The sequence below is a fragment of the Salegentibacter echinorum genome (genome assembly GCF_900129445.1).
GTDB lineage: Bacteria > Bacteroidota > Bacteroidia > Flavobacteriales > Flavobacteriaceae > Salegentibacter > Salegentibacter echinorum.
The window spans coordinates 211,140-232,744 of the sequence record NZ_FQVT01000002.1 but is presented as its reverse complement, the minus strand read 5'-3'; the positions used below and the strand labels follow the sequence as shown (position 1 = coordinate 232,744).

General features: G+C 38.6%; 14 protein-coding genes. 4 read left to right on the top strand and 10 right to left on the bottom strand.

All coding sequences use genetic code 11. From position 1 onward, the window contains the following. Nucleotides 1-3: 3 nt before the first annotated feature. The 3 genes from BUA71_RS04690 (at nucleotide 4) to BUA71_RS04680 (ending at nucleotide 2,125) form a co-directional block, all read left to right on the top strand. On the top strand, nucleotides 4-984 hold the full coding sequence (locus BUA71_RS04690) for a succinylglutamate desuccinylase/aspartoacylase family protein (protein ID WP_072877249.1): 981 nt from the start codon (nucleotides 4-6) through the stop codon (nucleotides 982-984). After that, nucleotides 977-1,546, top strand: coding sequence for a 5-formyltetrahydrofolate cyclo-ligase (locus BUA71_RS04685; protein WP_072877248.1), 570 nt, complete (start codon nucleotides 977-979; stop codon nucleotides 1,544-1,546). Before BUA71_RS04690 ends, BUA71_RS04685 begins: the two co-directional genes overlap by 8 nt. Before the next feature lie 159 nt (nucleotides 1,547-1,705). Next, a complete protein-coding gene (locus tag BUA71_RS04680) occupies nucleotides 1,706-2,125 on the top strand; it encodes a response regulator (protein ID WP_072877247.1) in 420 nt (139 codons plus the stop codon). Nucleotides 2,126-2,141: 16 nt separating this feature from the next. On the opposite strand, the gene BUA71_RS04675 is transcribed toward BUA71_RS04680, so the two are convergent. The 10 genes from BUA71_RS04675 to BUA71_RS04630 form a co-directional block, all read right to left on the bottom strand. After that, nucleotides 2,142-2,747 (bottom strand): lipoprotein signal peptidase, encoded by a 606-nt coding sequence (locus tag BUA71_RS04675; RefSeq protein WP_072877246.1) that lies wholly within the window; start codon nucleotides 2,745-2,747, stop codon nucleotides 2,142-2,144. A 406-nt stretch (nucleotides 2,748-3,153) separates the two neighbouring features. Beyond that, nucleotides 3,154-3,537: a TraR/DksA family transcriptional regulator gene (locus BUA71_RS04670; protein ID WP_072877245.1), complete on the bottom strand. Its 384-nt coding sequence runs from the start codon at nucleotides 3,535-3,537 to the stop codon at nucleotides 3,154-3,156. Between the two features lie 4 nt (nucleotides 3,538-3,541). After that, nucleotides 3,542-7,408, bottom strand: coding sequence for a class I tRNA ligase family protein (locus BUA71_RS04665; protein WP_072877243.1), 3,867 nt, complete (start codon nucleotides 7,406-7,408; stop codon nucleotides 3,542-3,544). Between the two features lie 652 nt (nucleotides 7,409-8,060). Continuing rightward, nucleotides 8,061-9,290 (bottom strand): C40 family peptidase, encoded by a 1,230-nt coding sequence (locus BUA71_RS04660; protein ID WP_072877241.1) that lies wholly within the window; start codon nucleotides 9,288-9,290, stop codon nucleotides 8,061-8,063. Between the two features lie 129 nt (nucleotides 9,291-9,419). Beyond that, nucleotides 9,420-10,433: a dipeptide epimerase gene (locus tag BUA71_RS04655; RefSeq protein WP_072877239.1), complete on the bottom strand. Its 1,014-nt coding sequence runs from the start codon at nucleotides 10,431-10,433 to the stop codon at nucleotides 9,420-9,422. Between the two features lie 12 nt (nucleotides 10,434-10,445). Continuing rightward, nucleotides 10,446-12,254, bottom strand: coding sequence for a glycoside hydrolase family 9 protein (locus BUA71_RS04650; protein WP_217653603.1), 1,809 nt, complete (start codon nucleotides 12,252-12,254; stop codon nucleotides 10,446-10,448). 18 nt (nucleotides 12,255-12,272) lie between these two features. Further along, nucleotides 12,273-13,709 carry a sodium:solute symporter gene (locus BUA71_RS04645; protein WP_072877237.1) on the bottom strand — a complete coding sequence of 479 codons (1,437 nt, stop codon included), beginning with the start codon at nucleotides 13,707-13,709 and terminating at the stop codon, nucleotides 12,273-12,275. 7 nt (nucleotides 13,710-13,716) lie between these two features. After that, a complete protein-coding gene (locus BUA71_RS04640) occupies nucleotides 13,717-15,327 on the bottom strand; it encodes a glycoside hydrolase family 10-like protein (protein ID WP_072877235.1) in 1,611 nt (536 codons plus the stop codon). Between the two features lie 228 nt (nucleotides 15,328-15,555). Beyond that, nucleotides 15,556-17,268: a RagB/SusD family nutrient uptake outer membrane protein gene (locus BUA71_RS04635; protein WP_072877233.1), complete on the bottom strand. Its 1,713-nt coding sequence runs from the start codon at nucleotides 17,266-17,268 to the stop codon at nucleotides 15,556-15,558. Between the two features lie 18 nt (nucleotides 17,269-17,286). Beyond that, nucleotides 17,287-20,517, bottom strand: a complete 3,231-nt coding sequence (locus tag BUA71_RS04630) for a SusC/RagA family TonB-linked outer membrane protein (protein WP_072877231.1) — start codon at nucleotides 20,515-20,517, stop codon at nucleotides 17,287-17,289. A 330-nt stretch (nucleotides 20,518-20,847) separates the two neighbouring features. Here BUA71_RS04630 and BUA71_RS04625 point away from each other — a divergent pair, with 330 nt between their 5' ends. Next, nucleotides 20,848-21,603, top strand: a complete 756-nt coding sequence (locus tag BUA71_RS04625; protein WP_072877229.1) for a DeoR/GlpR family DNA-binding transcription regulator — start codon at nucleotides 20,848-20,850, stop codon at nucleotides 21,601-21,603. Nucleotides 21,604-21,605: the final 2 nt, after the last annotated feature.

Here is a 21,605-nt window from a genome sequence, read left to right as displayed (position 1 = left end):
CCTATGGCCAAAATAACCAGCGATAATGTGTTGGAGATATTAGGGGAGAAAATACGCCCCGGTAAGAGTGCCACCATTAATTTTAATATGGCCAAACTCTATACCACCACCTCGGTAGAAGTACCGGTAATTATAGAACGTTCTAAAAAACCGGGACCAGTAGTTTTACTTACTGCAGGAATTCACGGAGATGAAATTAACGGTGTTGAGATTGTAAGGCAAATCATTTCTAAAGGCATTAATAAGCCGCAAAAGGGAACCATTATTTGCATTCCCGTGGTCAATATTTTCGGGTTTCTAAATTTAAGAAGAGAGTTTCCAGACGGTCGTGACCTCAACAGGATGTTTCCAGGTACCAAACACGGCTCGCTGGCCGGCAGGTTTGCATATCAATTTGTAAAGAATATTCTACCGCTTGCCAATTTTTGCCTGGACTTTCATACCGGTGGTGCCAGCCGATTTAATGCACCGCAGATAAGGGTGAAAAAAGGAGATGAACAGAGCTTGAAATATGCTAAGATTTTTAGCGCTCCTTTCACCATACATTCCAAAACAATCACTAAGTCATACCGGGAAACCTGTGCTAAAAAAGGAATTCCCGTCCTACTTTTTGAAGGTGGCAAATCTTTAGATAGCAATCGTGATATCGCCAAACACGGTGTAGAAGGAGCAATTAGGATCCTGAGTTTTTTAGAAATGCTAGATCCAAAATTTGACTATCCCGATGCTGCTACCGAAACCATTATCATTGAAAACACCAATTGGATGCGTGCTAAATACAGCGGATTACTCCACATAAAAATCCCCTGCGGAAAGCATGTCGAGAAAGGTGAGTATATTGGAACAATTACCGATCCCTATGGTAAGTTTAGACATAAAATAAAAGCCAATCATACAGGATATGTAATTAATATTAATGAGTCACCCATAGTTTACCAGGGTGATGCTATTTTTCATATTTCAGTGCCAACAAAAAATGAATAAAGCCGAATTAAGAAAAAAATACAAGAAACTAAGGTTAGCCCTTTCCGAAGAAAAAATAGAAGAATTGAGTTTGAAAATTGCCAATAATTTACTCAATCTACCGGTTTGGGAAGCCTCCTTCTATCACCTTTTTTTAAGTATAGCCGAGCAAAAAGAGGTAAATACTGAATTTTTGCTTCATATCTTACAGGGAAAAGATAAGAATATAGTGCTTTCTAAAACCGATATTAAAAATAACCAATTAGAACATATTTTATTGACCGATAGCACTGTAATCAGGAAAAACCGCTGGAACATCCCAGAACCGGAAGCTGGAATTCCCATTACCCCACAGCAAATTGAAGTAGTTTTTGTACCGTTACTTGCTTTTGATGAAAATGGGCACCGCATTGGCTACGGAAAAGGTTTTTACGACAATTTTTTAAAAGAATGCAATGATAATGTAGTTAAAATTGGCCTGTCCTTTTTTAATACTGAAATAGAAATTACTGAAATATTTAGCAGTGATGTTCCTCTGGATTATTGTGTGACGCCTACTAAAATTTACGATTTCAATAAATAATTTTTCCCGGCTGAAATAAGTAAGATAAAAGCTTCATTTTCTTTTATAAAAATCGGGGAAAAGCTAAAATATTAGCCCAACTTCTCGTGATTTAAATCAACCGCTAATACCCTGATTTTCTTAAGTTTATTTTACTATATTCAGTAAAAATTCAAGGAAATGAGAAAAATGGTAAAAATGGCGTATGTGATAGATGACGATAGAATACATGTACATCTTCTTAAAAAAGTTATTGAAATAAAAGCCATAGCCGAAGAATTAATGGTGTTCGAAAATGGTAGGGAAGCGCTTAATCATCTTAAAAAGATTCTTAGAAAACCTAAAAAGCAGCAAATACTCCCAGAAATTATTTTTCTGGACCTCAATATGCCGGTGATGAATGGCTGGGAGTTTTTACAGGAGTTCACCAAGCTAAAAAATAAGTTAGAACAAAAGATAAGCCTTTATGTGATGAGTTCTTCTATAGATGCACAAGAATTAGAACGAGCACAATCTTTAAACCTAATAAAAGATTATCTTATAAAACCGCTTGAATTAAAGAAGTTTGAAAAAATCTTTGGCAATGATACTGCAGCTTAGGAATTTAACCGAAATTTTAGCTTTCTTCCTTGGGAAAAGCACGTTTATTAAAAAGCAGCAACAGGATTACCCCCACACTAATGGAAGTATCGGCGATGTTAAAAACCGGTTCGAAGAAAGTAAAATAATTACCACCCCAAAATGGGATCCATTGTGGTAAATTTCCCTGCCATAATGGGAAGTAAAGCATATCTACCACTTTCCCGTGAAACAACGTGCCATAGGCGCCATCTGCCGGCATGAATTCTGCTACCTGACCATAGCTGTCGTTAAATATTATTCCATAGAAAACTGAATCTATAATATTACCAAACGCACCAGCAAAAATAAGGGCGATGGAGGCAATTAGTATTCGGGACCCATTCTTTTTAACAGAATCCCATAACCAATACCCAATCCCTACAATAGCTACCAAACGAAAAAGGGTAAGGAAAAGTTTTCCATACTCTCCCGGGATTTTAGTTCCCCAGGCCATACCTTCATTTTCTACAAATAAGATCCTAAACCAATCAAAAACCTCCACTTCCTCGCCGAGGGCAAAATTAGTTTTAATATAGAATTTGGAAATTTGGTCTATTAAAAGCACCAAAAGGATTATAAAACCCGCTTTTTTTAAGGACATGAGCTGGATGTAATTTAAAACGTCGCTAAAATACTAATATTATTTTATTATTGTTTGGTATAGGCTGAAGATCGTTACGCAAACAAATAAAATTTTTCGCAACAAATTGTTGAGTTTAGCCAGGAGATAATTCAACCATCAGGTCTAAAAATTTATTTATCATTAAGAAACTGATCCAACTGTACTATTAAAATGAAGAAGTAGCTTTAAAAAAGTTCCTGGCCTTACTACAATAGTCTTTTAATAAATAGTCGTTAGCGGTGAAATACCGTCTTCTTAGATGTTTTAAAAATTTGCAATTCCAGGAAGCGAGCTAATTTATTCAAAATATTTCACTACTTCGAAAAATAGAAAAAACGCCCTTCTGTAGTACAAAAAGGCGTTTTTTAAGCTGTTGTGCACAAGACTATTTTTGCATGTTCTTTGCTTCAATACTTAAGGTTGCGTGAGGGACCAATAATAGGCGTTCTTTTGCGATTAAGTTTCCTGTTACCCTACAAATCCCATAAGTTTTGTTTTCAATACGGTTTAGTGCATTGGTAAGGTCACGAATAAACTTCTCCTGCCTAATTGCCAATTGAGAGTTTGCTTCCTTGCTCATTGTTTCGCTGCCTTCTTCAAAAGCTTTAAAAGTTGGCGCGGTATCATCTGTACCGTTATTCCCATCATTTTTGTAAGCATTTTGATAGATTTCCAATTGTTCTTGCGCTTTGGCAATCTTGCCTTTAATCAAGGCCTTAAATTCTGCCAAATCAGCATCGCTGTAACGCTCTTTAACTTCAGTAGCCATAATTCTAGTGTTTTTTAATAAACATTTTGGTAGTAATATCGTCGAAGCTAATTTCTATACCTTCTTCCACCACCGCTGCAAATTCGAGATTTGCAGTTAATGTTTCATTTTTTATATAATTTATATTTTCACTCGCGGCATCCTCGACCACGCCGTCCTTTTGTAGGGTCACATCTATGGTATCGGTCACTTCAAAGCCAGAATCTTTTCTCATATTCTGAATTCTATTTACCAATTCCCTGGCAATACCTTCTTTTTTTAATTCTTCTGAAATACTAACGTCCAGGGCTACGGTAATATTATTACTGCTTGCAACTAACCAGCCTTCAATATCCCGGGAAGTTATTTCAACATCAGAAAGTGCCAATGTAATCAATTTTCCATTAACTTCTATTTCTTTCTTTTCTTCCCGCTCAATTTCTGCAATATCTTTAGAAGTAAAACTGTTTATCTCTTTTACAACCAGCTTCATATCCTTTCCAAAACGCGGGCCAAGCACCTTGAAATTAGGTTTTATTTGTTTTACCAAAATCCCCGAAGCATCATCTATAAGTTGTAGTTCTTTTACATTTATTTCAGATTTTATAAGCTCTTCTACAGCTTTAATCTCTTCACGTTGTTGCTCGTCTAATACAGGAATCATGATCCTTTGCAGCGGTTGGCGCACTTTTATCATCTCCTTCTTTCTAAGTGATAGTGCCAGAGAGGAGATAGTCTGCGCTTTCTCCATTTTTCGTTCTAAAGACTTATCAACAAATTTCTCTTCATATTTTGAAAAATTGGCCAGATGTACAGATTCAAAATCCTCTTTTTGGCTTATTTGATTTAAATCTTTATAAAGCCTATCCATATAAAATGGAGCTACAGGCGCACTTAGTTTAGCCACTTCTATCAAACAGGTATAAAGCGTTTGATAAGCAGAAATTTTATCCTGCTCATAATCGCCTTTCCAGAATCTTCTTCGGCTTAACCTTACAAACCAGTTGCTTAAGTTTTCCTGTACAAAATCTGAAATAGCCCGGGTTGCCCGGGTTGGTTCATAATCGGCATAGAATTTATCGACTTTCTTTATAAGGGTATGTAATTCTGAAAGCACCCATCGATCTATTTCCGGCCTTTTTGCTAAAGGTACATCTTTTTCTTTGTAGGTGAACCCATCTATATTCGCATATAAGATAAAGAAAGAATAGGTATTATACAAAGTTCCGAAGAATTTTCGGCGCACCTCAGCAATGCCTTCAATATCAAATTTTAAGTTATCCCAGGGGTTTGCATTAGAGATCATATACCAGCGGGTAGCATCTGGGCCATAAGCAGCCAGAGTCTCAAAAGGATCTACAGCGTTCCCCAGTCGTTTGGACATTTTTTGTCCGTTTTTATCCAGAACAAGTCCGTTAGAAACCACATTTTTATAAGCTACATCATCAAAGATCATGGTTGCAATAGCATGCAGGGTATAAAACCAGCCCCGGGTTTGGTCAACGCCTTCGGCTATGAAATCGGCCGTGAAAGCCCCCTGGCCCCTAAGGGGGGATTTGGCAAGGGCATCTTCAATTTTGTCCAGGACTCCTTCCAGGTTTCCTATTACTTCCTCATTGGTAAAGCGGATTACGTTATATCCAAAGTTGTCTTTTAGGTACTTCGTTCTAAATTCATCATTTTTCTTTATTTCAGGATCGGTATGATAACCACCGTCCACTTCTATGATCAGACTTTTTGCCAGGCAAACAAAATCGGCAATATATTCATCAATTATATGTTCCCTTCTAAATTTAAAACCTCCCAGGTTTTTTCCTTTTAAAGCATCCCAAAGTATTTTTTCAGCTTCGGTAGGATTGTTCTTCCTTTCTTCTGCTTTTTCCTTCAAAAGATGATAAGAAGACTTCCTCGCAGTTTGATATTTTGGGCTTTTTGCCTCTCCCCCTTTGGGGGAGCTGGAGGGGGCTTCTTCAAAAGGGTAATGCCATTGTGCGTAGGGCATGGAGCCTGAATCGAACCATACATCTATAAGATCGGCTTCGCGTTTCATTGGTTTTCCTGCGTCTGAAACTAAAGTGATCTCATCTACCACATCTTTATGCAGATCTACCAGATCATAATTTTCATCACTCATGTTTCCGGGTTCGAAACCTTCAAAAATGTCTTTTTCCATAAGTCCGGCGGTCACAGCTTTGGCCATTTCCTCTTTTAACTCGGCGATAGAACCTATCAATTTTTCTTCATCACCTTCTTCGGTTCTCCAAATTGGCAAAGGAACTCCCCAATACCTACTTCTGGAAAGGTTCCAGTCGTTAGCATTAGCAAGCCAGTTTCCAAACCGGCCTTCCCCGGTAGATTTTGGTTTCCAGTTAATTCCTTTATTGAGCTCGTACATTCGCTCTTTAAATTCGGTCACTTTAATAAACCAGGAATCTAATGGATAGTATAAAATAGGCTTATCGGTTCTCCAGCAATTTGGATAACTGTGCACGTATTTTTCAACTTTAAAAGCCCTGTTTTCTTCTTTCAACTTAATAGCCAGCTCTACATCTACAGATTTCTCTGGCGCCTGGCCTTCATCATAATATTCATTCTTTACGTATTTGCCGGCAAATTCACCCATTTGAGAACGAAATCTCCCCTGCAAATCTACCAGCGGCACTAAGTTTCCGTTATCATCTTTTACCAACATTGGCGGAATTTGCGGAGAGGCCTGTTTAGCTACCAGGGCATCGTCTGCACCAAAAGTTGGCGCGGTATGCACTATCCCGGTACCATCTTCGGTGGTCACAAAATCCCCGGAAATAATACGAAATGCATTTTCAGGATTTTCTGCAGGTTGTGCAAAAGGTAGTAATTGCTCATATTTAATTCCTACCAGGTCTACTCCTTTAACAACCTTTTCTGTAATAAAATAAGGAATCTTTTTATCGCCTTCTGCGTATTGCTCAAGTGCTTCTTCGCTATCTACTTTTATGAATTTTTTATCGAATTGTTTATCGGCCAAATCTTCAGCAACAATAATATTTATAGGCTCAAAAGTGTATTGGTTAAAAGTTTTTACCAACACGTAGTTTATCTTTTTGCCCACTGTTAGGGCAGTATTGGAAGGCAATGTCCAGGGAGTAGTGGTCCAGGCAATAAAAAAGAAATCACCCTCTAAATCTTCCGAAGGAGAAGTACTTGATAACCCAAAAGCTTTTGAAATAGAGTTCCCGTTGGCTCCCCCTTCGGGGGTTAGAGGGCTCCTAAACATCGCGGTAACCGTAGTGTCTGTAACATCCTGATAGGTTCCCGGCTGATTAAGCTCATGGGAACTTAATCCGGTTCCAGCTTTCGGGGAGTATGGTTGAATGGTATAACCTTTATAAATAAGGTCCTTTTTATAAATTTCGGAAAGCAGCCACCACACTGTTTCCATATATTTGGATTTATAGGTAATATACGGGTCGTCCATATCTACCCAGTAGCCTATTTTTTCGGTAAGGTCGTTCCAAACATCGGTGTAACGCATAACCGCGTTTTTACAGGCTTCATTATATTTTTCTACGGAAATTTTTGTACCAATATCCTCTTTGGTAATTCCCAATTCTTTCTCTACTCCCAGTTCTACGGGTAGCCCGTGGGTATCCCAACCTGCTTTACGTTTTACCTGAAACCCTTTTTGGGTTTTATACCGGCAAAAAATATCTTTAATAGCACGGGCCATCACGTGGTGAATTCCCGGCAGGCCATTTGCCGAAGGCGGGCCTTCAAAAAACACAAAAGGCTCCTGGCCTTCCCGCGTGGAAACACTCTTTTCAAAAATATCATTTTCCTTCCAGTAGCTTAAGATTTCTTCAGCTACTTTTGGTAAGTCAAGTCCTTTATACTCAGGGAACTTATTGCTCATCTTGTCCATTTTTCCAATGAGCTGCGAAATTAATCAAATTTGAGAAAAGAGCGAGGAAGAAAAATGGGAAAAATACTCTTAAAAATACAGAACCTCGACACAACACTAAACGAGCACCGAATAAAAAACCTCATAAAATTTCAGAAAACTAAATGAGGTTATACGATTATTAAGATTTAAAAGACTATAGTTCAACACTGCGTTGATATATCTTGAATTGTCATTCTGAACCTTTCGTTTTTAGTTAGCGGAGTGAAGAATCCTTATTCTAAGAGAAAAGATTCCTCCTACGTCGGAATGACAGCTAATTACGACAGAAATAGAGACACTACAAAATTTTAAAAAAGGCGGTATTGACGTAATGGGTTCCATTCAAAGCTTAAAAAAAAGTTGCCACGAATTCCGAATATTTTTTATTATAAGTGAATTCGTGGCTTTTTTCTCTTGAATATTGGGGTTTGGTAAACTCCAGGCATATTTTTGCCACTAAGACAGGGAAACACCAAGATACACAAAGATGCTCTTAGGGTTTTTCTTGGAGTTTTGGAGTCTTTGTGGCTTTTTTTATTTTTAATCGGGAATACTTAAAGAACATTAAATCAATTTCTTACAAATTCCGTCCATGATTGATTGAACTACAACTATTTTGAGACTACCCCTTCACTGCTTCCGCTTCGGGTTGTGTAAATAAATCGGCGTTTTTTAGGTAAATTAAACCTTCATCTTCTTGGTTAAGCACTCGTTTACTACGCAAGTAACGATTGTAATTGTATTCATCGAAATCTTCCGCATCCTTGTCGAAGTTACTAATATGCACTTCTCCCATAGAATGAATAAATTTATTATCGCCTATCCACATGCCAACGTGAATCACACGTTCTGAAGTAGAATCGGTGGCTGGTTTTCCGAAGAATAATAAATCCCCTTTTTCCAGATTTTCAAAATTTTTATCGGTATCTACAACTTTCCCGGTGTTGATTTGCTGGGACGCATCCCGCGGAATTACCATGCCGTTTAAGAAGAATACGGTTTTAGTGAAGCCGCTGCAATCCACTCCTTTTGGCGAGGTACCACCCCATAAATAAGGTGCTCCCATAAGTTCTTTAGAAGTTTTTATAAGGCTTTCCTCGTCCTGTTCTAAATTAGCCAGCCATTCTTTGTAAGGCTTCGCGTAAGCGATTTCTACAAAAGCTTTTTTGCCGTTGGGGTACTTAACCTTATAGAAATTATTTTCTTTACCCTCTAATTCTAAAATATTACCGGCAACCAGGTCTGAGATTCGTTGTGATTTATTGTCCGGTTTTGTGTACGCATTCCCTGAAGTCTCTAAAAAGATTAATTTCTCGGAGCCTTTCCAACTGCTAAATTCCTGCGGATTCATACTATGCAAACCGCCATAATCTACCCAGCCCAGGTAACCTTCGGGGGTTTGGATATAGTACCAACCACCCTGTTTTTTATACACGTGCAAAGGCATGCCCATAGTTGCCTGGGTTACCAGTTGCGCAGAATGCTTTGGCTTATCACGAATATTCGCCACCGAAATTTTTACTACAGCCCGCGTTTTGCCTTCTAAAGCTTCTTTATTCGGAAGCAAACGAATGCTATCTTTAAAAGAAATATTGTCTGATTTTAATTTTTCTTTTAAGGAGTTAAGCGCTTCTTCGTTGTTCGATTCTCCTTTTAGCACATAAGTATCTCCTTGTTTTTCGGCTTCTACATCAAACAAAACCACGCGACCATCTGGTGCATACTCCTCTTTTACCGCTGCAATTTCATCTTTTAGCGGTTCTTCGGCCTGCTTTTTAGATTTTTGTTCGCAAGAAGCGAATATAAAAAGCAATAGCAGTACCGGTAGGTAGATTTTTTTAATTTGTTTCATTTCCTCTGTTTTAATAATTAATTCTATTTTATTTGAGTCGCAATTTTCAATCTCAGTTGGCAGTCGCAGTGGGCAGTAGGCATAAACTGCAGCCTGCGACTGAAAACTGCCTACTGAGACTGCGACTGCTTACTGATAAAGTTCCACCCCGGTGCCATTACGGTTTGGGAAATGCACCTTTTCGTCATAAACTTTAACACCATCTGCAATATCATTTTTTATCAACAAACCACCATCCATATCTACATAATCCAACAATGGTAAAAGCTGGGCAATTGCTGAAATTCCTACCGTAGATTCTGTCATACAACCTACCATGGTTTTTAAGCCCAGGGATTTTGCTTTTAAAATCATTCTTTTCCCGGGGGTAAGTCCGCCGCATTTGGTGAGTTTAATATTTACGCCGTGAAAATAACCGGCACATTTTTCTACATCGCTTTCTTCAATGCAACTTTCGTCTGCAATTACCGGTAAAACCGATTCTTTATACACCTTTTCCATGCCCGCCCAGTCATTGGCTTTTAAAGGCTGTTCCAGAAATTCTACGTTAAGATCTTTTAAAACCTTTGCGTTGGCTATGGCCTGGGTGGCCGTCCAGGCAGCATTGGCATCTACCCTAAACACAGCATCGGTATGCTTGCGCAATTCTCTTATAAGACCTAAATCGTCTTCAGTGCCAAGCTTGATCTTATACAAAGGCCAGGGAAATTCTTTAATTTTCTGAATCATTTTTTCCACAGAATCTATCCCAATGGTATAGTTTGTTAATGGATAATCCTTTAATTCCAGGCCCCAGAGTTCATAAAGTGGCAGCTTATTCCGTTTTCCGTGAAGATCGTGCATAGCAATATCCAATGCGCAAAGTGCAAACGGATTCCCCTTTAAATGCGGCTGGGTTAGTTCCCATAGCTCTTCCGGTTCTAAATCTATATTTTCTAAAATTAGCGGCTCTATTTTTTGAATATCGGCCTGCATTCTTTCTACGCTAACGCCATAATATGAAGTAGCTGCGGCTTCACCATAACCCGTGTATTCCCCGTCGCTTAACGCCACAATTAAAGTGGGTTGAAAATCGCGGGAAGCATGGCTAATGGTAAATGTATTCTTTAACTCCAGGTTATAGGAATAAAAATTTAGTTTCATAGTTTAAGTATTCTATTCTTTAGCTGCATCTTGTGCAAACCAAGCCATTAGAAAAATAGCATCTGCTGTTCCATCCATCGTAGGTTCATTGGTCGAGTAATCACCAAAATCGTCGTGATACACTACAAAATCATTCTGAAACTTAGCAAACTCATCCTCATTTTTAAGGGTTAGGCCTCTTAGATTTTCGTACACACTCCTGTAAACAGGACCGTCTACAAGGCCTCCCGGAACCTCTTTACCCGTTAAAAACCAAATACTGGTATGTACATCTTCGGGATATTCTCCATTTTCCGGAATATTCATAAACATTGAAGTGCCCCATGGGTTATTTCCCAACAACCAATCTCTTTGTGCTAACATAAAATCGTGGTATTGTTTATCCCCGGTCATTTCTTCATATAATATAATTTGAGTAATTAGGTTTGCGGTTAAATTATTAGAGCACCAGATAAAGGGTACCCCAATTTGATATGGATTATTGGCACCTCTTTGGGTGGTGGCTTCAATTCCTTCCTGATAGTAACCGGCTAATTTCTCCTGAAAACCTTTATCAACCAAATCGTAGAGCACAAAATGACCAATATTAAAAAACGGATAAAAGCGATAATGCTCAGCATCTTCTTTATCCATCCAGGAAACGCTGGCTGCCATTTCAGCATAATGCATAGCATCTTCCAGATATTGTTCTTCCCTGGTATTGATAAAAAGTTCAGCGGCAGCCCATTCCATATCATCGGCCCAGGTATCTTCATTATAGCGATATGGCGCCCCGTATGAATTTCCTTGCTGAAATCCTTCCTGTTTCTTGCCCATTCTATAAAGTTCAAAAGCTGCCTCTCTACACTTTTGGGCATACTTTGGATCTATTTCTTCCCAAATACGTGCTCCAATGGCCATAGCAGCAGCCGATCTTCCCGCTAAATTTGCTATTCCTGTAGCTTTACTTTTATATTCGCTTAAACCCTGCGGTTTACCGGTTGCGAAGTATGCTACCCGGTATGAATTGGGTCCCCAACCATAGTCTGAAGAGTCTTTATCTGGCCATTTCATGCCCAGATGATCTCGATCATCGGCTACCTGATGAAATAGCTCTCCCGGCCCTGTATGCAATTTATGAATCCAATCCAGCCCCCATTTTGCTTCATCTAAAACATCTGGAATTCCATTTTTTCCTTCTTGTCCAAGTGCATTTACTTTATCTGAAAATTTTTCCGGAATTAATTCATAGGCTTTTAACATTTTGGCAGTAGCATTACTACCGGTAATAAGATATTTTAACTGGTCCCCCGCATCGTGCCAGCCTCCACTTACATCTACGAAAGTTGAATCGGGCATAGGTCCAAACATGCTGCGACCATCGCGTTGATGACAAACCATATCTAAAAAAGAATTATATCCGCAACGTTGTTGCCTCATAAAACCTAATAAATCTTCATGATAGTTGGTATAAGAATGTGTTCTACCAATACCAAATTCAGTAGATTTTATTCCCGAACCAGATAATGATAGTTTAAATTTCCCGGGTTGTTTTAGTTTTGAAAAATCAGCTTTATAATAATATTTAAAGTTACCCCATCCTTTATTTTTAACCTTTTTTAGTTTTCCGGAATACACCTCTTCACCATTTTGGGTATTTTCTATATGGAATCTTGGTGTAACCTTAGTATTTGAAAAAATCACGGCAGTTTTGGCATCCTCTTCCAAAAAGCCCACCTGGTTTAAACGGATAAAAATTTCATCTTGTGGTGTAGTGGCTCCCATAAGGTTAATGGTAAGCCCCAGAAACAAGATCAAACATTTACTAATAAAAGATTTCATATTTTTAAATATAAAGATTTATTTTTTTCGATATAGTGCAAATAGCCCTAACATGGTAATCGCGGCATTTACCAGTAAAATTTCAAATCCGAATTCATAGCCGTTAAACCAGGTTTCAGAATTAAAATCTAATAATACAGAAATTATTGGTGATAAGACACACACCAGCGGCACCCACTTATCTTTCACTCTTTTTTTCGTTAATAAACCATAAGCAAACAAACCAAGCAAGGGACCATAAGTAAACCCTGCAACTTTAAAAACGGCACTAACAACACTACTATCGTTTAGTGCATTAAAGGTAACAATAACCAAAAACATTAAAAAGGTAAAACCAATATGCACCAATAACCGGGTCTTTTTTTGATTTTTTTCTTTCTTTTGAATATCCAAAATATCCACACAAAAAGAAGTAGTGAGCGCGGTTAAGGCTGAATCTGCACTGGAAAAAGCAGCTGCGGTAATTCCTAGCAGGAACACCACTCCTGCTAAAATCCCAAAGTGGTTTAAAGCCAACAAGGGGTAGAGGTCATCGGTTCGCTCTGGTATTGCTATTCCCTGGTCGAACGCATACTTATAAAGCAAAACCCCAAGGGCTAAAAACAGCATTGTAGAAAGGAAAAACACCAGGGAAAACCAAAATATGTTTTTTTGTGCTTCTCCTTTATTTTTGCAGGTAAGGTTTTTTTGCATCACATTTTGGTCTAAACCATTCATAGCAATGGTAATAAACATCCCGGCCAAAAAGCTTTTGAAAAAAGCATTATTAGAACGCCAGTCCCACTCAAAAATGGTGGACATATCACTTTTTGCTACCGTAGCAAAAACTTCGGTGAATTGCAGGTCCATGTGATCTACAATCATAAAAATACTAATCAACACAGCGAGCAGTAGAAAGGTGGTTTGCAGGGTATCTGTCCATACAATAGTTTTAATCCCTCCGCGAAAGGTATAGAGCCAAATTAGCGCAATGGTAATTAACACGGTTACCCAAAAAGGAATTCCGAAAGCATCAAAAAAAGCGATTTGCAAGACCAAAGCAGCCAGGAACAATCTAAAGGAAGCACCTACGGTTTGAGAGATAAGAAAAAATGAGGCTCCTGCATAATAGGAGCTTTGCCCAAACCTATCTTTTAAATATTCATAAATAGAAATTAATTTCAGCTTATAAAACAGCGGAATAAGGACTAAGGCAATTACCGCATAACCCAGCATATTTCCCATCACAAATTGCAGATAGGTCCAGTTTGAGTTTCCCACTTCCCCCGGCACCGAGATGAAAGTCACCCCAGATAAGGTTGCCCCTACCATCCCGTAAGCTACCAAAAACCAAGGGGATTGCCTATTTGCGGTAAAAAAAGTAGTGTTATCTGCCTGCCTTGAGGTAAAATAACTTATTCCCATTAATAAAATAAAGTATCCGGCAATAACGCCAAAAACCAGAATAGGACTCATAAGCAGATCAATTTAATTCTATTTCTATAAATTCACTTTGATTCCCGGTACGATCTACACTTGTTACGCCTATCTTCTCCAATTTTATCTTCTTCTCCCCTACTTCCTTCTGTAGATCCTGGCTGCCTTTATCGGAAGTTAAAATTTTATAATCCCAGTTACCGGTTTCATATTTAAAATAAACTACCCAGCGAAAAACGTCTTTCGGTTTTGTAACACCCCAGGTTATTTCAATTTTATCGCGGTTTTCATTTACGGTAACATTGGGGATTTCAGGCGGAGTATTGTCCAGCCAGGGACTTGGCGGCACCAAAGTTTTTTTGCTGTAAGGCCCTTCTCTTAAAGCCGTCGCCAATTCTTTGTGTTTTACTAATGGCCCAATACTCCAGTGCACCGTTCCTTTGCTTTCCGGTAGCATTCCGCGGGTGATCATAATTTGATTTACTACCTCGGTAATGTGCATTTCGTCACCTTCTCCACCAACATTTATTCCCGGCCATAAGTGCCGTTTTTTGGTGTTTTCACTTTCCCACCAGCCAAGAAGCTCGGGAAAACTCTGTCCCAACTGACTAATTTTCCAATATAATTGCGGGGTGTAGTAATCTATCCAGCCCTCATTAAGCCATAATTTAGCATCGGCATATAATTTATCGTATTGATCGTAGCCTTTTACAGACTCCGGATAGCCGGGGCGCCAAATCCCGAAGGGACTTAATCCAAATTTCACATAAGGTTTTTTGGCTTTAATTTCTTTATAAATACGCTTAATAAAAGTATTTACACTTTCTCGGCGCCAATCCCCACGGGAAAGTTCTCCTCCCGCTGCCTGATATGCCCTCCAACTCTTCTCATCTGGAAAATCTTTACCATTATTATAGGAATCGTAAGGATAAAAATAATCATCAAAATGAACCCCGTCGATATCGTATCTTTTTACGATGTCCATAACCACATCACTAGAACGGTCTTGAGTTCCTTTTTGGGAAGGATCCATCCACCACATTCCATTTTCCAATTCTACTACGAGATCGGGATTGGTTTTTATGACAGATTTTTCACTAATTTCTTTTCCGGTAGTGTGATGTGCGCGGTAAGGATTTAACCATACGTGTAGTTCCAAACCTCTTTGGTGGGCAGCATTCACCCAAAACTTTAGAGGATCGTAATAAGGTTGTGGTGCTTTGCCTTGCTCCTCGGTAAGAAAGTAAGACCAGGGTTCTAGTTCACTATCATACAAAGCATCGGCTTGTGGTCTTACCTGGAAAACTACGGCATTAAAGTTATGGGCTTCCAGAAAATCCAGCAGCGCTAAAGCTTCCTTTTGCTGTTCTGAAGTGGAAAGTCCCGGTTTACTGGGCCAATTAATATTAGCTACAGTCGCTACCCAGGCAGCTCTAAATTCTTCAATATTCCTGGGGGTTTTAGGATCCCAGGGGATTATTTCTGTTGATTTCTCTTTTTCTTCGGAAGGAGCAACTTCTTCAGGAATTTCTTCTACAACTTCCACTTTTTCTTCCGGTGCTTTGGGAGTAGTTTCGGGTTGAGAAGCTTCCTTGCTTGATTTACAGGATAGAAGCAATACAAAAATGCTAAATAGGGATAGAAGTCTTTTTTTCATAGCTGCAATATCGCAATAATTAGAGAAAGTCCTTTAGGTAATTCTAAAGGACTTTCTGGCTAAAAAATACAAATTAACCCGCATAATTCACATTATTGATATAAGCGTTTTTTAGTGCGGGTTAATCCCGAATTAGGGAAACTCATTTTTGAGTATCAAAAATGTTAGTTGAACTTAATCGCTTGAGGTCACTCATTAATTTTTATGAATAATCTGGATTAATTAAAATTACCAACCTGGGTTTTGCTCTAAATCTACCCCCTGATCTTTATACAATGTAATTTGATCTAAAGGAATAGGATCTAAATAAACTCTTGGATCGTCAAATGTTCTTAAAGCCTCATCTGCAGAAGCGGGAATTATATATCCTTTATCTCCTTGCGTAAGTTTAAGGCTTTCAAGGTTTGCATCTGGATAATCTGATTTTTCTATCCAGGCACCTCTGTTAATTTCCGGATACTCAACCATATCTGTATATTCCAGTTTTTTCCAACGTTTAAGATCGTCTAACCTAAATCCTTCAAACATTAATTCAACTCTACGTTCTCTTCTTATTTCCCAAAGGATTGAAGGAACATCCGGATCTCTTTGAGGATCATCATAGGTTTGACCGTTAACAGCAGGCATATCTCCCGATACTTGTAAATGCGGAAGATTAACTCCCGGCCTATCCCTTAAAGTATTGATAGATTTATCTAGATCTGCCTGGGTAAAGCTCGCCCCACCTACAGTTGAAAGCTCATAAGCTGCTTCGGCATAGTTTATCAAAACTTCACCAAACCGAATAATTGGTGCATCTGTGGGGTTTTGGTTAGAGTTACCTATTGGCTGATCTTTAATATCCTCATTTAAGAATTTATGTGTGGCATAACCTGTAGTTGAATAATTTGAGGCCACTCCATTTATCCTTAATTCATCTGAAACATAAGTTTCATACATCCTTGGGTCTCGATTTGCCATTACATTATCTATACTTTTATCTCCTTTGTACAGGCTTGATACTCCAATAGGCAATCCATCTTCAGTCAAATAAGCTTCCATTGCATCCTTGGAAACTCCGGTTTGAGGTTCGTTGTTATTATAACTGTTTAGAGCGTGAGTAATCATTCCTTCCTCATATTCCCTGTAAAGCATTACCTCTGGATTTCCAGATAGATCAAGGGAGTTAAACACTTTTCTATAATCTCCCAAAGAGTAGTTGCCAGATTCTATTAGTTCATTGGCCGCCCACTTGGCAGCTTCTAAATATTCAGCAGCTTTTTCATTATCGTTTTCGTGATATTTTTGCCAGGTTCCTTCGTAGAGGAAAATACGTGACATATATCCTAGCACAACATCCCTGTTTACTTCCTGCCCATTGTGTTCTACACTTTGCCTAACATTTTCTGCGGCAAAACGAAAATCTTCCAGCACGCGATCCATAACAAAACTTCTGTCATCACGCTTTTTATATAGCAATTCATTATCTTCTTCAGAAAGCTCACCGTCATAGTATGGAACGTCTCCAAAGTCTTTCACAAGATCATGATATTCCAAACCTCTAAAGAACCTACCAATACCCGTCCAATGGTTTATAGCTTCTTCTTCCATATCTACCCCCTGCACACGGTCTATAAAAATGTTTGCTTTTCTAACCCACGCAAAAGTCCAACCTCCTCCAGAAGTTGGCACCTGCAAGGTGAACCTGGGAGGGTTTGTTGGGGAAAAATCATCGTTTAAAGATTGGCCTGAGAAATATTTCCCCCAGGTATAACCAGAACCATAACCCGAAAAATAAGCCGTATAAAATCCATATGCGAAAGTTTTTACGTTGCTTTCACTGGTCCAATAGGTCTCATCTACCAGAACATCGTCTGGCGGAGTGTCTAAAAAATCTTTTTCACAACCTGCCACACCTAAGGCAAGTAGCAAAAGAATAAATATTTTATTTGATATTTTCATAGTACCTAATTTTTAAAGTTAAAGAGTTATCTGTACACCAAAAGATAAAGATCTTCTAAAAGGATATACCCTTCCAAATGTAGAGGTATCGTTTAATCCTGCATTGGTATAATCTACCTCTGGATCTACAGGGATTTGAGCTCCTGTAAATTCAAATAGGTTTTCACCACTCATATAAATTCTAAACCTATCAATTTGGAATTTCTCTGTAAATGATGCCGGGATAGTATAACCAAGAGTGATATTTTTCATTCTTAGATAAGACATATCCAACAAGTACTTAGATTGTGGCAAAAAGTTCATCGCACCATTAGATTGCTGTTGGTCGTTAGGTCTTGGGTAATACGCATTGGTGTTTTCTGGGGTCCAATAATCCAATTGGTGATCATACCAGGCTTCACCATAACGATAGCCCGGGATAAATACCGGTCCATTCGCCCAGAAATCACGTTTTCCCACCCCTTGCATAAACATACTAAGGTCAAAACCTTTCCAATTGGCTCCCAGCTGAATACCGTACTGATATCTTGGGGTTGAGTTTCCAATTCGCTTCATATCTCCGTGATCATCTACTGTTCTGGAACCATAATTTACTTCGCCATCACCATTCAAATCTTTGTATTTAATATCACCGGGTCCATATTCAAACCAGCCGTTAGTTTCGAAGATTTCCTGAGAGGCAATACCATCTTTTAGGTTTCCTTCTGCATCAAAATCTTCTTCTGCAAAAAACCTATCGGTTTCATAACCCCAAATTTCACCAAGCACTTTACCTTCATAGTTAGAATATATTCCCTGGGTAGTATTGGCAAATTTGGTTACCCTTTCTTTAAAGTCTGTTATATTTCCTTTAAAATTAATACCTAAACCATTATCGAAAGTATGACTAAAGTCTAATTCCAATTCCCAACCTTTAGTTTGTATTTCACCATAGTTTCTAATAGGTGCAGAAGTACCAAAAGAACTTGGTAAGGTTACCCCGGCACTGTGCATGTCACTAATTGTTCTTTCATACCAGCTAAAACTTGCGCCCAATTTGTCCCTAAAGAACCGGGCATCAAAACCAAGGTCTAAGGTAGTCACCGTTTCCCAGGTTAGATCTGCGGGTAAAGCCCCTGGTGTTCCTACCGCCAATTGATTTTCACCATCTATTAACCAGCTAGAATTATAGGAAGACATGGTTCTATAAATATTGGATATTCTTGTGTTTTGATTTCCAACCGAACCATAAGAACCTCTCAGTTTAAAGAAAGATAAAACCGGGTCTAAGGGATCCATAAAATCTTCTTTTGAGACGATCCATCCTGCAGACATAGAAGGGAACATCGCCCACTTTTCATCGGCCGATAATCTTGATGAACCGTCGTATCTAGCGTTAAGGTTTAATAAATATTTTTCTTTATAGGAATAATTAATCCGAGCAAATGCACCTAGAGTAGTCCAATGTTCTCTATTACCACCTACAAATTGATCCCCGGTAGCTAAATCTAATTCTCCCTGGTCTGGATTTAAAAGATCCCTTCTTTGGGAATATTGCCCCCAAAGCTCATACTCTTCTGCATCCCCACCCAGGGTAACTTCGAACTCGTGATCATCATCTATATTCAAATCATAAGTAGCATAAGCTTTTGCTGTATTTCTTCTACTCCAGGATGAATTGTAAACCACCCTGTCATAAGCAGAACTAGTATAAGGCTCATAAGCTAAATCTGGTCCTGTAGCCCAGAAGTTGTAAGCCGAAACAGAACCTCCAACCTGATGTTCGTGTCTATCTACAGCATCATAAGTATAATCGAAATTAATAGCTAAGTTTTCAAGAGGGGTAATGGTTGTCCCTAAATTAATACGGGTTAAAGATCTGTCATCTTCATTCATATTAGCCTGGGTAACCTCGTTGATATGACTACGAAATGGTTTACCTTCATAAGTTCCATAAGGGTAATATGCCGGCCATCTAGTGGTATAATACCAGGCATCATAAGTAGCAGATCCAAAAGCAAAAGGCTCTGTAGTCTTAGAATTAGAATATAGAACTTTGGCTCTTACTTCCATCCAATCGGTAATAGAAGTACTTACACTTAAGTTAAGGTTATATCTTTCAAACTCATCTGGATTGGTTTTATAAACCCCACCCTGCTCTAAGTATCCAAGGCCAACATAATAGTTCGTCTTTTCACTACCTCCCGATACCGAAAGGTCATGTTTTTGCTGTGGCGCCCATTCCCGAACGAACATTTTTTGCGGACTCCAGGGACGGTAAAAGAATAATCTTCCATCCCTAATTTCAAAGTCACGTCCCAATACCATTTCATCACTAAGGTCTTGATCGCCATATTGCTCTTCCCAATCCCTCATTTTTTCTATGGCCAAATCATCTAAATACATGTTAACCAGGCCAAAAGCTTCTAAAGATGGGATTCTTCTTCTAACCGCTGCAAAAGCCATTTCAGCACCATCGGCAGCAGGAGCTACAGTAGGCCGGTTTGTTGGCGTTGACCAGGAAATATTATTCGAGTAATTCACGGTTGGAGCCTGGTTTTTCCTACCATCTTTTGTAGTAATTAAAATTACACCCCAGGCAGCCCTGGCACCATAAATTGAAGTTGAGGCTGCATCTTTCAATACTGAAATATCCTCAATATCCTGTGGGTTTATAGCTTGTAAACTTGAAACTTCCACGTTGTCAACCAGAATAAGTGGTTGTGCACCGCCACCTCCAGGGCTAAGTGTCCCAACATTACCTCTTAATCTTATAACAGGATTTTGACCAATTTGTCCGGTTGGCGCCGTAATCGTCACCCCGGGACTGGCCCCCTGTAATCCTCTACCAACATCTGTTACCGGCCGGGAGTCTAAAATTTCGGCATCTACCGTAGAGATTGCACTGGTTACATTGCTACGCTTTTGGCTACCATATCCTACAACTACCACTTCGTCTAAACCTTCGGTATCTGTTTGCATGGTAATACTAAAAGTAGTTTTATCTCCTACCCTTATTTTTTGCTGTTGGAAGCCCAGTGAGGAGAACACCAATACTATATCGTTATCGTCCGGAATTTTTAAAGAGAAATTCCCATCAAAATCGGTTACAGTTCCCGTTGAGGTGTTTTCTACAAATACATTTACCCCTGGTAGCGGCAACCCATCTGTATCAAGCACTTCTCCCGAAACTTCTAGTTCCTGTGCCCAAACCTGCATCGAAAACAGGCATAGCAAGAATAAAATCGGTTTGCGAAATCGTTTTCTCATAATATTGCTTTAACAATTAGTTATGAAACAAATTTATTATTAAAATCCAATATTAGCAATAAAAAACAGCAAAATTATTTTTATTACGCCTTATCTTTGCAGCTAATATTTAATTTTGCTATTTTTAATAGCAATTATATGACGATTTGAAGGCACCAACCTATTAAGGCGAAATTATTTAATTAACCTAAATTTAGCTTAGATGTTAATGGAGTCTAAAACAATAAATGATGCATTGTGGTATCTGTTTTTATTAAAGGAAGTTTGCCTGGATAAAGAATTTTCAAACTGAGACAGGATTTAAAATAAGTGTTTATAAAATATTAAGACATGAAAAAAAAGGAGCGTCATCAAATTATCCTTAACGAAATACATTTACACAATAGGGTGCTTTTAACCGATCTAACACGCAGTCTTAATGTTTCACGGGATACTGTGAGACGGGATTTGAAAGAATTAGATAAATTAAAACAATTAAAACGGGTTCACGGCGGCGCAGTTTCCAATGGCTTCAATCTTCATACAGATCACAGTAGGGAGGTTTATGAACACACTAGTAAAGCTATTATTGCCAAAAAAGCTATTTCACTTTTAAATAATGGGGATGTCGTGCTTATAAGCGGTGGCTCTACTAATCTGGAATTTGCAAAACTACTGCCACGAAAAATGAACCTGACTTTTTTCACCCCAAGCTTGCCTATGGCAGTAGAATTATTAAACAACGTATCTAAAAGTGATGAGGTACACCTCATTGGTGGAAAGTTGGCCAGAGGTTCCCAGCTATCCACAGGTGGCAGTTCTATCAATTTTTTATCTGAAATTAATGCAGATATCTGTTTTTTGGGCACAGGATATTTAGACCTTGAAAAAGGAATTACCGAACTCGATTGGGAGATTGCCCAAATGAAAAGTGCCATGGTCAATGCTTCTAAAAAGCTAATATCTTTAACTATTTCTAAGAAACTAAATACCGCAAACCGCTTTAAAGTTTGCAATGCTTTAGCGGTACACAGCCTGGTCACCGAATTGGATCCAGCTAATAAGAAACTTAAAAAATATCAAAAGGCAGGGATAGATTTATTGTAATT

What these genes read in the sequence shown, in the direction of transcription:
- BUA71_RS04690 (WP_072877249.1), top strand. Translation starts at nt 4, where the DNA reads ATGGCCAAAATAACCAGCGATAATGTGTTGGAGATATTAGGGGAGAAA.
- BUA71_RS04685 (WP_072877248.1), top strand. Translation starts at nt 977, where the DNA reads ATGAATAAAGCCGAATTAAGAAAAAAATACAAGAAACTAAGGTTAGCC.
- BUA71_RS04680 (WP_072877247.1), top strand. Translation starts at nt 1,706, where the DNA reads ATGAGAAAAATGGTAAAAATGGCGTATGTGATAGATGACGATAGAATA.
- BUA71_RS04675 (WP_072877246.1), bottom strand. Translation starts at nt 2,747, where the DNA reads ATGTCCTTAAAAAAAGCGGGTTTTATAATCCTTTTGGTGCTTTTAATA.
- BUA71_RS04670 (WP_072877245.1), bottom strand. Translation starts at nt 3,537, where the DNA reads ATGGCTACTGAAGTTAAAGAGCGTTACAGCGATGCTGATTTGGCAGAA.
- BUA71_RS04665 (WP_072877243.1), bottom strand. Translation starts at nt 7,408, where the DNA reads ATGAGCAATAAGTTCCCTGAGTATAAAGGACTTGACTTACCAAAAGTA.
- BUA71_RS04660 (WP_072877241.1), bottom strand. Translation starts at nt 9,290, where the DNA reads ATGAAACAAATTAAAAAAATCTACCTACCGGTACTGCTATTGCTTTTT.
- BUA71_RS04655 (WP_072877239.1), bottom strand. Translation starts at nt 10,433, where the DNA reads ATGAAACTAAATTTTTATTCCTATAACCTGGAGTTAAAGAATACATTT.
- BUA71_RS04650 (WP_217653603.1), bottom strand. Translation starts at nt 12,254, where the DNA reads ATGAAATCTTTTATTAGTAAATGTTTGATCTTGTTTCTGGGGCTTACC.
- BUA71_RS04645 (WP_072877237.1), bottom strand. Translation starts at nt 13,709, where the DNA reads ATGAGTCCTATTCTGGTTTTTGGCGTTATTGCCGGATACTTTATTTTA.
- BUA71_RS04640 (WP_072877235.1), bottom strand. Translation starts at nt 15,327, where the DNA reads ATGAAAAAAAGACTTCTATCCCTATTTAGCATTTTTGTATTGCTTCTA.
- BUA71_RS04635 (WP_072877233.1), bottom strand. Translation starts at nt 17,268, where the DNA reads ATGAAAATATCAAATAAAATATTTATTCTTTTGCTACTTGCCTTAGGT.
- BUA71_RS04630 (WP_072877231.1), bottom strand. Translation starts at nt 20,517, where the DNA reads ATGAGAAAACGATTTCGCAAACCGATTTTATTCTTGCTATGCCTGTTT.
- BUA71_RS04625 (WP_072877229.1), top strand. Translation starts at nt 20,848, where the DNA reads ATGAAAAAAAAGGAGCGTCATCAAATTATCCTTAACGAAATACATTTA.